This window comes from Vibrio sp. YT-16 (assembly GCF_033337405.1).
GTDB lineage: Bacteria > Pseudomonadota > Gammaproteobacteria > Enterobacterales > Vibrionaceae > Vibrio > Vibrio alginolyticus.
Genome location: NZ_JAWOQQ010000012.1, coordinates 50,702 through 64,406, shown reverse-complemented (window position 1 = coordinate 64,406; position 13,705 = coordinate 50,702). Strand labels below are relative to the sequence as shown.

The following is a 13,705-nucleotide window of genomic DNA, read 5'->3' as shown; positions in this document are numbered from 1 at the left end:
AAGGTTCACCTTTTACGATGAAGCCTTTCGTTGGCCTTTTTGTGCTTTTGATAGCAACCCATCGAATCTGTGCCGCTAAACATAGCCTTCCTGCGTCGTTCGTAAGCACTACTAGGATTTGAGTTACCTTTCTTCTCTTTTCGTTGTTCACTTGATAGAAACCTGTTAAGTGCTTCATCAAATGAAGATGTATCACTCTTAAATGCCCATCTCACTGCTAACAAAAAACCTGCAACCAATAATGTGCCTAGAAGTACTTTCTCACTCATTTGGTGACTCTTCTGTTGAGCTCTTACTATCTGTTGTCAACGTTCCAATTAACTCATCATCAACTGGACATTCATTGCATCGGTTCAGACACTGTTCTTTAACAGGGACTGACACACTACAAAGTTCATCATTGCTCTGTTCTATAAGTGTTTCAAGACGACTCATTATTTCCTTCCTATAGTTAGGCATTAAGCGATTGTGATTATAGAAAATTCATCCATTTCCTAAATTTACTGAGACAAAAGGTCATGACAGTTTGAGCAAACACCTTGCTGTTTTTCTCTATCCACTTTTAGCCAATAACATGCCTGGGAGTTCTCAAAACATGCATTATTATCACTACACCCGCAGCCAATGCAGACAGCTTCTTTAGGCTCAGGTCGAATATTATAAATAGATAAATCTACCATGCTTTCCCCTTTAATCATTTGTCTTAACGAAAGGGTCGGGACAATCATCTAAATCAACAAAGTGTCTGTCTGCGATTTCTTCTATCTTCGGATACTCTTCTATGAGATCGAAAACCGACCTACCTTTGAGGTCATAGTCGAACTGAATTCCAGCTCTGAACCAATAATCGATCTGTCTATTCAAGCAGTTCTTTGCTGTAGATTTAGTTGGCTTTTTAAGTAGTTCCTCTAAATCTTCAGAGTCAACATAACCACCCGTCATGTCTTCAGCACAGCCAACTTTTTTAAACAAATACTCCCAGTCGGCGTACAATTCTTCGTATGTCATTGGTGAATCTTCTCCTGGTTAAATAGACTTCATGTTCTTGCGTCGTTTAATTGCATCAACCTCACGATTGTAAGCCTCTAAAGGCTCAAGTAAATGAGCATATAGCTTTTCATTTTTGATGTACTCATCATGATTTATTAGTGCCTTAAGTTGTGCTACGGACTCTTTAATTGGCACTCGTACTACCCAAGAGTCTGTTTCAAAAGAGAATTGCCATGCTCTTTTAAAATAATTTTCGAAAGCGTTTAGAGCCTTACTTCTCATAGTCCAAACATTACGCCTTCTTAATGCGTGATCACTCTCTAAATAGTGATTAGCAATATTATCGTTAATGTCTATCTCCCAACTCTCAGGATCTAAAACAGAACTAGTAAAGTGAGCGACCGTCACCCATAGGCACAGCTGTTCTCGTGTAAAAGTATCCGGATTGGAATTAAGCGAATCTAATACCTCAATAGCATATTTTTTCGCTTGTTTATTGATGTTTGCTAACTCTTGAGCCTTACGTTTTTCGATACGGGCTTTCTTCTCTTTAATTTTGGTAAACTTTTCTTTTGCTTTACTCAAAGCCTTTGCTGCGACTTTCATCGCTTCAATTTCTTCGAGTTCAAACAAGTCTCTAGAGAATGGGTCTTCGACTACTTCTTTTAGAAGTCCATTTGATAGCTTTGTTAGAGCTGTTTGCTTTTTGCGGGTACGTTCGGATGTCCAGTGCTTTGTGAAGTCTAAATCTGACAAAATGTTTCCCTCTGAGTGCTGATTTATTAATTAGTGTCAAACGTTAAATCAAGTCGAAGTGTTTCTGATTAACTTCTATACCCATGCCTAGTTTCTATCCAGTACATACAGCTAAAATCTAGCGCTATGACCTTGTAAGTGCGACAGGGAGCAAAGGGAATCCGAGTTAATGTGTTTAGTTAGTGGAAGCATTAATCGGAATCCCCGAAAATCAACTAAAGCACGTTCGAAAATGCAGATGTATATTGAAACTCATAACCCATATCTTCGAGTTTCCATAGTAAGTCTCTATAAAACCCCCTTAGAGTGTCCAGAAGCTCATATAGAGCTGACGATCCTTTATATTTATAGTCCTTGTCCGTATCTACAGCTAAACGATGACAAAGAGTGGATAAACCATCTAAAGAACTCAGAATGTAACCGGTATTAACTAGTTCAAGTGCACTGCTTATAGTTTGTCGAGTAGATTCTGACTGAGAGCTTGCTTTATACATTGTCGCCAGCTCATCAAAGTACTGCTTACCATCCCAATACTTAACAGCTATTTCTTCTAAAGAGATTGGTTTAAATTGGCAAAATACATCAAGCATTGAACACGCCTTTAGAGCTTCAACCTTCTTGAGTGTATCTTCTAAGCCGCATTCCAAGGTTAATGGAGCGAGTAATGAAAGGTACTTTCCATCTTTTGAAAGTGAGACCTCATCCAGACTTAAATCGTCTAGCGCACCAATTATCGCACTTTGGTTTTCTTTTGGAACATCAGATATATCAAGTTGAACGAGGGTATGATCGTCTTGGTTGATAACATGAGCCTTAGATTGGTGAGACTGCACTTTCTCTAAAGTGAAGATATCCTGGGTTATGGGCAGTTGGATTAACAGATGTGTGTCTGATTTTGGTAACTCGCTAACTTTCAAACACCCATAAATGATATCCAATTGTTGTCGAGCGGATATTAATTTAAGTTCAGTAGCATGAAAGAGCAAAATTGAAAACCTGGCAACCGAGAACTTGTCTAAGCACTTATTTCCACTTTCATACCATGATACCAAGAAGTTCGTTATGTTTAGAATGAACTTGGCACGTGATTCTGGTTTTCCTATAGCTGATATAGCTACATCCAATTCCTTCTTAAATGATCCCATCTTAGCCTGGAACTTTAGGCCAGGCTCAATATCAAGTTCATCTACCATTTGAATTGCGCTGTTAATCACCTTATTCATACAGCCATAAGAGACTAGTAAATTTTTAGCGTAGTTTAGTTCTTCTCTACTTACAAAAGATCTTCTTTTCATTTTAGCCCCCAAGCTATTACATATATTTCAACGGGATAGAACCGTTAATTCCCCATTAGTATAACAGTAAATACCATATTATAACAGTTGTTTGTGTATGATTTTTTAACTTTCTTTGTTTATATGACATGATGGTTCTGGAGAGCCTCGGAAGATTAAACCCATTGTGTTCGTGCGTATGATCCTTAAACCAAATGGTTAATTAAATGAATGATCTAAAGATCGTCATTGAAAATTTAGGGCAAATGCAAGCTGAGAGCGCCTCTATGCTTATGATTGGACACAACCCGGTATATGTGTCTAAATAGAGCAAATTAGCTCATATAGCTCTACTGAGTGGCTTTTTGAGTTAACATGCAAAAAAAGAACTATTACTACTTCTTTGTTCTCCAAGATCGTCCCTTTACCCTTCTAACTGATTAATTTCTAGACACTATTTAATAATAATATTTTTATTGATCTTATTAAGATCTTTTTTAAGATCTTATTAGGGTGTTGATAACTTATCTATGTTTTTATAATTCAAGTAGTTAGGAATTCGTTTAAGATCATCTAGGACGAAACACTATTACATTTAGGAAGATTTGAAGATCGCTTAGGACGACTTACCGTGCCATCTAGGACGCTTTCGGTTGTGGATAAGTCTGTATAAGTATGTATAAGGTTGGTTTGCTTACTTACTGGCACATTTAAGCCTACAATGTTACATTTGGTACAATTTCTTATTGTGTGTATCAGTATCATGACCGAGAACAACAGCAAAAACGATCTTACTGTTAGACAAGCGAACGCTTTAACAACGGCAGCTTATAGCCTTACTCGTTATGAGAAGCGGCTTGTATACATGTGCCTCAAGCGGATTAATCAGGAAAACCCTACTCCCGAACATTTAAAAACAATGGAATATGGTCAGTATCCGATCACTATTTCTAACAAAGAGTTCATCGAATACTTCGAGATAGATGATGAGTCGAAGAAAAACCTATCAAGAGACATACAACGCGCAGCACAATCTTTACATGAGAAAAGTGTGGTTATCTATCTTCCTGATGAAGACAGCAAAGATGGTGAAAAAGCTTATGATGCTATCCACTGGACCACTAAACAGAGCTATCGTCCTAAACGAGGACATGTAGTGCTGTATTTGAATGCTGAGTTGATTAGTATCATTAACCAAACCACATCAAACTATACACAGCTGCTGATAGGTGAAGCAGGAAACTTATCTTCCGTTTATACCATGAGGCTTTATGAGGCTATCAATCAGTGGAAGAATTTAAGAAATAACCTAATTCTAGATGTTGATTGGATGCGCTCTAGGTGGCAACTGCCCTCTTCGTATGACAGAACTGCGGTTCTTAAGAAACGTTGGCTTAACCCAGCAATTGAAGAACTTAATAAGTTGCACATTTTCAAAAGTCTTTCCTACGAGGATGTTCGAAAAGGTACCAAGACTGTCGCATTTAAGTTTACCTGGGAGCTTTCTAAAAAGGCCCCAAGTAAACTATCCCTTGCAAGGTCAGCAATCAAAGCTATCAATGCCAACCTTCAACCAAAGCAGAGTGAAATGGTCGCATTGACTGAGCAGATTGGAGAACTATTGCTGAATGGTGAAGATATATCCCCTGCTGTCCTAAGCGCTATTAAGAAGTTTGGTGAAGAGTCAAAAGATGCTAAAGGTACATCAATGAAGAAATCAGATGACGTCATTGATGTAACCGACTATGAAATAGTCACAGATGATGAAGATTAGCTTCAACTAGCACACCAAAGAAGTAAATTTCCATCCAACTAGCACATTCAACAATCAAGTGTGCTAGTTCTGCCTCAAAATACCGTCCTAAGTGTCACCTTTACCAGATATTGCTGGTGGCTAAACCTCTCAATAACTGTGATCCAACTCCCTAATTGTTGTTTTTTATCCGTGATTGAAGTTGTTTTGTGGGTGATGAAGACCCAATTCTTTCTTTATAACCTGCTTTTTTGCTTCCTTTGAATGAAAACCCTGTAAATGAAGGTTAAGCTAATTTTTCAGAACTCCTTCTAACGTATTGAATTATAAGGATAGTATCTATTGCTTCTAGTTGGAGGGGTGACACTTAGGACGAAAGTAAGGGATCAATGAATATGCAATGCGTTTTTTTCTCTATTTTCGTCCTAGGTGTCACTGTTCTATGGCGATGTTTTAATCGGATTTTTTATAAGTATATGTATTTTAATTGTTTTTCTGTGTCAAGAGCGTGAGGGGTGACATTTAGGACGGTTTTAAAATGATACTTTAAGAAGCAACAATGTGTGTCCAGTACTCTATAGAATAAAGCTCAAACTTAATGATTATAACTGACTGAAAATAAAAGATATTTTATTTGTGCCTTAGGCTGATATAAAAAGCTACACACTGGAGTCATACTTTCTCTACGTTCGATATACAGTAAAGAGTGATAGGTGACATCTAGGACGAAAACATTCGTAGGGGTAAAATGGTTTAGCCCAGTTGGGAATTTAAGAAAAGCTAGTTACTATAGATATCATTGAATATATTTAAAGCATTGAAAATAAAGATAAAAATCTCTTCTCTGTGACATCTAGGACGTAAAGCCTACTTGAGTATAAGAAAGTAGAAAAGCATATCAATGAGTTAAATATATGCGGTGGCACTAGATAGAAAACTTTCGTCCTAGATGTCACACTTAGATAGAGGTGTTCTTCTATCTTATTGATTTACTATGGTCCAATAGTGTCTGGGGTGACATTTAGGACGAAAACTAACGCTTTAAGAAAACGTCCTTGATGTACCACTTGTATATTAAGACCTGGTACACCAAGGAAGGTTTGTTTGAGAGGCCCAGAAAAGCTTTTACAAACTCAAGCTATCTAGTAATAGTAGGTCTTCCCGGATGGAGGTCGAGTGCTTGTGGTACCACCATTTACAGTTTTGTATCTGGAACCGGAAGGTTTGTTGTAATGTGCCCACCCTCTATACCTTACTCTCCATGGATCATCTGCACCCATTGTGTAGTATCCCATGTCAGCAAACGCAGCACGAGTTAAGCTTACTCTACAGCTAGGTGTAGCAGTTGATGTCACTGGCCCGGAAATTTCAAATAAACCAGCATTAGCGATTTCATCAGTGAGATTGTATATTTTACTATGATCAGTGATGGCTATTTTTGTGATCCCTTTGGTTTCCAGGTTATATGTTACAAGGAAATCAATGTTCGACGAGTTAGGCCAATATGAACCATAAGATGAGCTAAAGTACCCACTTGCTTTGCTGTCCATTGCGCTTTTAGCTCTTTTTGGAGAAAAACATGCTCCCCTTGCGACATTCACAGAAGCACATCCACAGTTAATAGTAATATCTACTGCCTCATCTTCATCCTCTCCAGGTTTGGGGATCTCAAAGTCCCCTACTGGATCATCTGGGACGGTTGGGAGCTCAACGATTGTTTCGTCAGAGATGTTTCTGGAGCCTAAAGTATCATCCAAGCCAACTGCACTTGTTTGGTTCATGTGTGAAGGAACCTTAATAACTTTATTGTAGCTCCCTGCATTGTGTGGTGCTTTGATTGAAGCAATTACAGAGGGGGCGGAAACCGCTAAAGCAATCCCCACTGTAATGAGATTAATGTTATTCATTGCAATCTACCATTGTCATTTATGGATAAAAAGCAATATAGGCCTTGAGCGAATTACAATCAACTTTAGTTTTCGAACTAAGGAAATTGGTTCACGGTTTCTTTTAAGGGTTGTACTCAACTTTCACCATAATTTGATTTGTTGGTGAAGGCGATACGGTACCGACAGTAGTGCTCTGCAAACTCGAAATCATCTTCATCAAAGATTGTGCTTTCGTTACACCATAACTTTTTATGTTCGTCACGTATCCTTACCGATTCAATGTGAATTTCAAATTTACATTGGACATCATTTAAGTAAGCAGATATGTGCTTTCCTAACAGTGGTTCTATGCTGTATATGTTGTACTCATTAACACCTTCCTTAATTGCTCGAGATAGACCCATTCTCGCCATTGTCATCGCATTAGGGCATCGATGTGCTTTCAGGTCTAAGTCATTACTCTCTGGTGACTTCATACTTCTTCTCCCACTGAGGGTAGTTCTAGTTCTTTACAAATAGCAGTAGCACAGCTTCTCTCTGAGCTGCGGATCATTCTGTATTTAATACTTCCATTTCTTGAAATAGATTTCTGTACTACATTATTCTCTAGCCAAAAGTCATGTGTAATATCTTTCACAGGCAATCGAACTATCCCATCTAGTACTGACCAATCAATGGGGGCTTTATGCATTCGAGACAAATGCTCTTCAAAGATAGATCGAATTACTATCGCAGTCCCTTTCCAAAATATACTTTTCGTGTACATAACATTTGGCCCTGAGTCTGAAAGAAACCTCATAGGTATAAGAGAAAAAAACTTGGTGAGGAATGGAGTTGTTAAGCGAATTATTTCAGCTTCGGTATCGCTTGAACCTTCAAGCAATTTGTTCATTTTTACAGGAGTTGTACCTAATGCGGTACAAATGAAATCGCCTAACTGCTTCAAGTCCATTAACTGGGATTTCTTGGGTTTTCCTGTGGTACTTATAAACCGCTTTAGTGAATGACCATCAACTAATACATTATCGAGTATCTGGTCCCTAATTAATCTGGAAAAGCTTTGCGAGCTGTCAAAGAATAAGTTTTGTGCTGATGTTGGTTTACGAAGGTGTAAGTGGTAGTCAGAAAATACCTGTCTAATCTTTTGAGTGACTGGCTCTAAGGTGTCCGTGTTTGTAACAATGAATTTAACTCCCAGCGTATGGTACTGAGTAGGACTAGCATTCGTAACTCTGTCCTTAAACAAATTCAAACGGTTCTGACCATCACATACAAGACGGTCAGATGAACTTTCTAATGTGGCTGTGACGACTTCTTTGTTACCAATAGATATTTCCTCATGGAGTTTTAATGAAGAAACAAAGACAGTAATGCTAGGGAGTACTGTATCCTCCCTATTGTCGAAATACTTAATCAAACCTTGTGCACGACCTTTCTCAAGGTCTCTCTGTCTTTTTTGATACTCATTTAAACTATCTGAGCTCTCTTCTTCAGTGAAGTTCTCAGCAAATTCTTTGCCTGTTATTACCCCCTCAAATACAGAAATGCCATTCGTGCAAATACCCTCGTTAGCTCTGAAGAGTACTAATTGAAGGTCTTGTTCAGAATAAATTGGTGTGTACATGTCTTGACCCGATGACTAAAAGAATAGAAGTAAAATACCATATAAATACACCTCCTTCAATATATGTGCACAAAAAAGTGCACTAAGTATATTTAAGTCTATAAAGTGTGTTTAAATATGGTATTATATAGTTGTCGGTCTTTAGTAATGGTTCAGCCAATGGTTAATATTTTTGAAACAACAAACCTAATAGAAAACGAATTGGTGGCTTTGCACGAGAGTGTTAGCTTCAAGTTCAATGCGGTTGTAGAAGAGTTTATAACGATTTTGCGATCTAGTGATTCGCTAGTGTTTGTTCCTTGCAGTATGGGTAAAGACTCCAGCACAGTTTTGAATGCTGCTTCTGAAGCTTATCGAGTTTGTATTCAAAATGGTTGGATCGAAAAAACTCGCCCCTTAATTGTTTCAACGGTTGACACTCTTTCGGAATCACTTCCAATGGTTATGTACACCAGGTGGGTTAAATCTAAGTTTATTGACTATGCAAAAGATAACGATATTAACGTTTACTACGATATTGTCACTCCGTCATTTCATGAAGAGTACGCGAACAAATACCTGACTAGTAATAAGCTAATACCAAATGCACAACGTAATAGTGACTGCAGCTCTATTCTCAAAATTGTTCCTAGCGAAAGATATTTAAAAAACCTATTGGACCGCTTTAAATCAGACGAAGAACTACAGCAATACACCCGTTTTGATGTGATTTGCGCTACAGGGCAAAGAAACAACGAGAGTACAAAGCGAAAAGGTAATATGGTTATTCAGGGAACCAGTGATAAGTCTATAAGTGATTTATTGAAAGAGATGAAAGAGTCTGACTTAAATACAGGCTACCCACTGTTTCTATACGCTCCAATACGTGACTGGTCTACCCAAGAGGTTTTCACTTCCTTAGAACTTTCTGGAGCTAAGCCTCTTACTCGTAGTTTAGCTGGGCTCCCTCCCCTTCCCGGCTTCCTTTCTGATTTCGCCCTGCTTTTGGCCATTTATGGGAATGCTTCTTCTGATGTCTGTGAGATTGCAGTAGGACAAAAGAATTCAAATGGTTGCAATGGATCTAGTCGATTTGGATGCACACTATGCACAATGGTTCAACACGATAAAACCCAAAACTCACTAGCTAAACATACTCGATGGAAAGTGTTTTTACAGGAAGAGGTTCTGCGCATTAGAGATTTCATGTTTCAGCTGAGTTGCAATATGGATGCGAGAATGATGCATGCCAAAGCTATCGATTTTGCAGCATATCAACGAGTAGCATTTCAGCCGAACGTTCTAAAAGTAAAGTATTTAGAAAAGTTGGTTAGGTATTTTGCTCAAATTTCAATTGAGTCATCTAAAAAAGCTGAAGAGTTCAAACGACTATATAAAAGTGGGTACGTCGACCAACATGAAGGCGTTATAGACATCAAAAATGATAGAAGCTTGAACGCTAAAGCCAGAAGAGCATTTCTTGATATGTACATTCAAGAGGCCCAGAAACCCTTAATAAACATTTTTTCTGAAAAGCATGCTGCTTATCTTTCGTTTAGATGGAGTCTAGATGGAGTAAATGCCCTTCCCTATAGACCTTTGGTTATCTGGAATGAACTTTTGAGAGGTAATGGCTGGATTCCTTATCCTAAAAGTAATGCAGAGTACGAATCTATTCATGGAAAAATCAGCATTAACTCATCGAAATTACCTGAAGCCGTATTAATGAAAACTCTTAATGTTGACAATGACCCAGTGCGGTTTATTGATAATCATAAGTCCTTTCTTAGCTACTGGGAGCGTCCAATAGATGCGAGCGATTTGAATGAAAGCGATTTTAACTGCACCACGAAGATCCTCCCTAAAACACAGTTACCTGTAAAAGTGAGTATTGCTCATAATTTAAAGCTGGAACCAATCAGCCAGGACACTTCTCGATCTAAACATTGTGATCTCTTAGGAAGGATTTCAGTGATGGTCAATGCTGAGAGAGTTGAACTCTTTGATTTGATTTCAAGTAACTCTGATAAGGTAATCAAGTTGGAGTGTAATGGACGTAAAGCTTCTAGTGCATTTTCAGAGTACTTTAAAACTAGTCTACTTAAGGGTTATGCAAACAAAAAAGCACTAAATTGGTATAACGAAATTGATGAGCAAATTAGTAGCATTGAATTTAGTTCTATCCAAGAAGCTACGAAAGTGATTTATGCATCCTTTAGTTCTATGTTTGGCGGTGGAAAGATAAACACCAAGCTTTCTATACCCTATCTATCGCATGTTACTGATATCCAATACCAGGAAAAGGCTCGAAAAGTTAAACCTTCATTAGATTTCACAAAACGTGTAGCAAAAATTAGATCAGGTAAACTTACTAAGGGAACAACAAGACTCTCTTTCTATAATCTTGAAACAAATCCAAGACTTCACTATGCGCATGCAGATAATCATAGAGTGCTTCACCCTGACATCGATCTCTTGGGCGAAGAAGTTAAAGATGTTTTTACACCAGCACATTATATTGACCCTAATGCCGCTCTAGGCGACAAGTTAAATATTGTAGTTAATGAAAGAACTCTCAGTCAGTGGCACTTAACCCAACCTTACGAAAGAATTAAAGCTGAACATGATCTTGCACTCATTCAGAACATAAGAAGACGTAGATTGTCTCTCTCTAATAGAAAACAATCAGTACGGTCCACGCAATTAGGAGCTGTGGCACGTTCTATGGTAGAGACAGGGGCCGTTAGGATATCGTTAAAGTACTACCCGACATTCCTCGACATAGCCAAGAGAACAGAGTTACTGTCAGAACTTGGTTGTTTCGACTACCAAGACATGAATGCATCAGAACTAAAACAATTGCCTTTTATGGTTTCTATGCAAAAGCATAGGATCGATAAAGCTAAGCTATTACTTCATGTTCGGGAGCGTAGAAACGCAATAAGACACAAAATAAAGCTGCAACTGTCTAGGCCGTTGGAAGGCTGTGAGAGTAGATTAAGGAATCACTGTGATAGATTGAAGAAATACCTGGCTCGATTTGGTGAATCAACTGTCAAGCTAAACAATCCCACACTATTCTTGACCGATAATCAGCCTCAGATTCATCGAACATTAAAGTGCTGGTCTTTATTAAGCTCAGACTCGTTCAAATCGATTGAAGAGTTCTACAAAAGTTCTCTCTCTACTAACCAACTAACAGAACTGAATGCTAAGCCATCTATTAAGAAGGAAATTACACACTTTACAATCGAACAGCTAAACTCAGTTGTTTCAGTACTAGAGCAATCTATTGCGATGAACTGGGCACTTAAAGGAGTGTATTCAAATGCCATTAATAGTATTGATAGTGAAACAGTTTCAAAAATCGCTAAGGTATCTAAAGACCTATCTAACTTGAAATTTGACGATGTTTTTAAGTATAAAAGTTCAGAGGAATATCTTTGTCTAAAAACTGAATTGAGAAATCTGAATGCAGCTCTATACACGCGACTAAGTAATATCGAAACACCAGCCTCAAATGTGATTAACTTAGACAAACAAGATTTTCTAGCTTCATTTAACCCAAGCGTAGAAAACTACTTAACTCGGTTGGGAGAATATGAGTCAAACCTATCTGAGGCTCTTATCACCCTCGAGTGGTTTAAAGCTCAAATTGAAGATATAAAGAGATTTTCTCTTCGTGAAACAATATCAAAGTTTTCACTCGAACAGCGTCTATCTCTATCAACGGATTTATGTACAATGCCAGTAAATACGAATGTTACAATTTCTCCTGATCGAGTCGATAGTAATATGCATACGACAAAAGTAACTAAACGTTCTACAAGAAATGTAACGCCAAAACCCTTACTCGAATCACTATTAAATCTATAAAACAATTATGTTTACTTATGACTATAAAAACGATTTATCTCTCTTAGCTGAAGCGTTTAAACAGAGTGAAAGCACAATAAAACTGTGGCAGAAATCAAAGCCGAAACAGGCTTTCATGTTGGATAATGCATTCAACTACTGTAATGATTACGATGAACTAAAGCTATTTGTCAACAGGCTGGTGGAATTGGAAACCATAAAAGAGGTTAACGCCGAACTAGGATTGCCTAGTGCTCCAGATCGACTTGTAGATGAAGGCTTCTCTAAGTCTGCCTATTGGAAGTGGTTTAAGGAAAACAGGCACTTGTATGTTGCGATGGTTATGGGGTATTCAGAGTTTAAGGTTCAGAACCTAGTAACCAATACTAACCAGGATTTGATAGCCAAGATACTAACTAACCTAAGTAAAAAGGAGCTGGTATCGCTCTACACCTCTGACCCAGATAGTTTAATTAAGTTAATCAATACGCTTAAGTGATGTGAATTTTTGGGGTGATATACAGTGTATATTCTAATGGGACCAGTATTGATGTCACATTGTAAATATACACTGTATATTTTAAAGGGAGCTATTTGTTAAAATAGTATACAGTGTATATTACTCAGATATCCATCTGGCATAGTGTTCCAGAACTCTTGATTAACTATTAATCAACATGGTTGTTCAAAAAAAAGTATTAGAATATACAATGTATATTCTTAATCTAAAGTGTTTTAAATACTACAATTTTTCAGAATCAAGCGCGTAAGTACCCATCATAGTTGCATCAGCCGAACTGTTTTTCATACTTATGAAAACCACGGACTTACTTTTATCGAATTGGTCATTCGTGCACCCAATTAGACAACGACCCACTTTATGTGGTTTTGTTAATTTGTATATTCCAATGCCGATAGCATTGATTGCTCTAGCGAAACTCTTAGATAGTCCTGCCATAATCAACTTGTTGGCCATTTCGGACAGCTCCTGAGCATATGAATCTGTCATGTTTTCTGCCTTTATCTTTATCATTGAGCTCGAACCAAGCCACCAGTTGTTGTAAGCACCAGACTTACCTTGTGCGAGGACAATGTCTTCGATTGTGTACTCAATACCGAAAATGGTGAGTATGATACAACCACGAATGGCAAAATTGAGTTTACGTGGAATGTCATCCATATAGGTATCTGCTATTGCACCTCCTAGGCCGTTTTCTTTGGGCCAATTTACATTTGACACTAGCCAGTTAGAAACTTCATGTGACCCCTTCCTGCCAGCAAGTACAACCAATTTTGCTGGCTCCTTGTGACAAGCGTTGTAGCAACGGACTCCATCATAAGGTTGACCATGGGTGATACAATGGGATTGTTCTATGAAATTGATATTAGTTAAGCCATCGAGATTAAATTCAAATGCGTTTGAATGAATGGTAGCCACAAAATACTCCTTAGAAAAAGCTCACTTGCCGATACGAATTAATGAATACAGATAAATACTTTCGGAATAACTAATAGTTCATAAGTAAACAGAATGTAAGGTGAGCCTAAGAAAAAAGAATCTAAGTTTGAGCTCTGTTGATACAAG

The 13,705-nt window shown here is 37.9% G+C and carries 12 protein-coding genes; 3 read left to right on the top strand and 9 right to left on the bottom strand.

The genetic code is table 11. The features are described from left to right. Window positions 1-5: 5 nt before the first annotated feature. The 5 genes from R7F07_RS17980 to R7F07_RS17960 form a co-directional block, all read right to left on the bottom strand. Window positions 6-269 carry a hypothetical protein gene (locus R7F07_RS17980; protein WP_025633930.1) on the bottom strand — a complete coding sequence of 88 codons (264 nt, stop codon included), beginning with the start codon at window positions 267-269 and terminating at the stop codon, window positions 6-8. Next, entirely contained in the window at window positions 262-435 is a 174-nt protein-coding gene (locus tag R7F07_RS17975; protein ID WP_155486753.1) for a hypothetical protein, read from the bottom strand. The genes R7F07_RS17980 and R7F07_RS17975 overlap by 8 nt, the downstream gene beginning before the upstream one ends. Window positions 436-690: 255 nt before the next feature. After that, complete coding sequence (locus tag R7F07_RS17970) at window positions 691-1,008, bottom strand: hypothetical protein (RefSeq protein ID WP_025633931.1); 318 nt, start codon at window positions 1,006-1,008, stop codon at window positions 691-693. 18 nt (window positions 1,009-1,026) lie between these two features. Then, a complete protein-coding gene (locus tag R7F07_RS17965) occupies window positions 1,027-1,746 on the bottom strand; it encodes a hypothetical protein (RefSeq protein WP_025633933.1) in 720 nt (239 codons plus the stop codon). A 215-nt stretch (window positions 1,747-1,961) separates the two neighbouring features. Next, the gene (locus tag R7F07_RS17960; RefSeq protein ID WP_025633934.1) at window positions 1,962-3,041 is read right to left on the bottom strand and encodes a hypothetical protein; all 1,080 of its coding nucleotides are present in this window, start codon (window positions 3,039-3,041) and stop codon (window positions 1,962-1,964) included. Window positions 3,042-3,783: 742 nt separating this feature from the next. On the opposite strand from R7F07_RS17960, the gene R7F07_RS17955 reads away from it, so the two are divergent. Next, window positions 3,784-4,794, top strand: coding sequence for a RepB family plasmid replication initiator protein (locus R7F07_RS17955; RefSeq protein WP_158083951.1), 1,011 nt, complete (start codon window positions 3,784-3,786; stop codon window positions 4,792-4,794). A gap of 1,121 nt (window positions 4,795-5,915) precedes the next feature. Here the strand turns inward: R7F07_RS17955 and R7F07_RS17950 are convergent. The 3 genes from R7F07_RS17950 to R7F07_RS17940 all read right to left on the bottom strand — a co-directional run bounded on the left by R7F07_RS17950 (window position 5,916) and on the right by R7F07_RS17940 (window position 8,286). Next, window positions 5,916-6,680 (bottom strand): hypothetical protein, encoded by a 765-nt coding sequence (locus R7F07_RS17950; protein ID WP_025633937.1) that lies wholly within the window; start codon window positions 6,678-6,680, stop codon window positions 5,916-5,918. 116 nt (window positions 6,681-6,796) lie between these two features. Beyond that, on the bottom strand, window positions 6,797-7,138 hold the full coding sequence (locus tag R7F07_RS17945; RefSeq protein WP_042776211.1) for a hypothetical protein: 342 nt from the start codon (window positions 7,136-7,138) through the stop codon (window positions 6,797-6,799). Next, a complete protein-coding gene (locus tag R7F07_RS17940) occupies window positions 7,135-8,286 on the bottom strand; it encodes a DGQHR domain-containing protein (RefSeq protein ID WP_077202323.1) in 1,152 nt (383 codons plus the stop codon). The genes R7F07_RS17945 and R7F07_RS17940 overlap by 4 nt, the downstream gene beginning before the upstream one ends. A gap of 147 nt (window positions 8,287-8,433) precedes the next feature. Here R7F07_RS17940 and R7F07_RS17935 point away from each other — a divergent pair, with 147 nt between their 5' ends. Then, window positions 8,434-12,141 carry a hypothetical protein gene (locus R7F07_RS17935; RefSeq protein WP_139351517.1) on the top strand — a complete coding sequence of 1,236 codons (3,708 nt, stop codon included), beginning with the start codon at window positions 8,434-8,436 and terminating at the stop codon, window positions 12,139-12,141. Window positions 12,142-12,148: 7 nt separating this feature from the next. Beyond that, window positions 12,149-12,619, top strand: a complete 471-nt coding sequence (locus tag R7F07_RS17930) for a hypothetical protein (protein ID WP_025633942.1) — start codon at window positions 12,149-12,151, stop codon at window positions 12,617-12,619. Window positions 12,620-12,862: 243 nt separating this feature from the next. Here the strand turns inward: R7F07_RS17930 and R7F07_RS17925 are convergent, their stop codons facing one another. After that, the gene (locus R7F07_RS17925; RefSeq protein ID WP_025633943.1) at window positions 12,863-13,558 is read right to left on the bottom strand and encodes a hypothetical protein; all 696 of its coding nucleotides are present in this window, start codon (window positions 13,556-13,558) and stop codon (window positions 12,863-12,865) included. Window positions 13,559-13,705 lie beyond the last annotated feature (147 nt).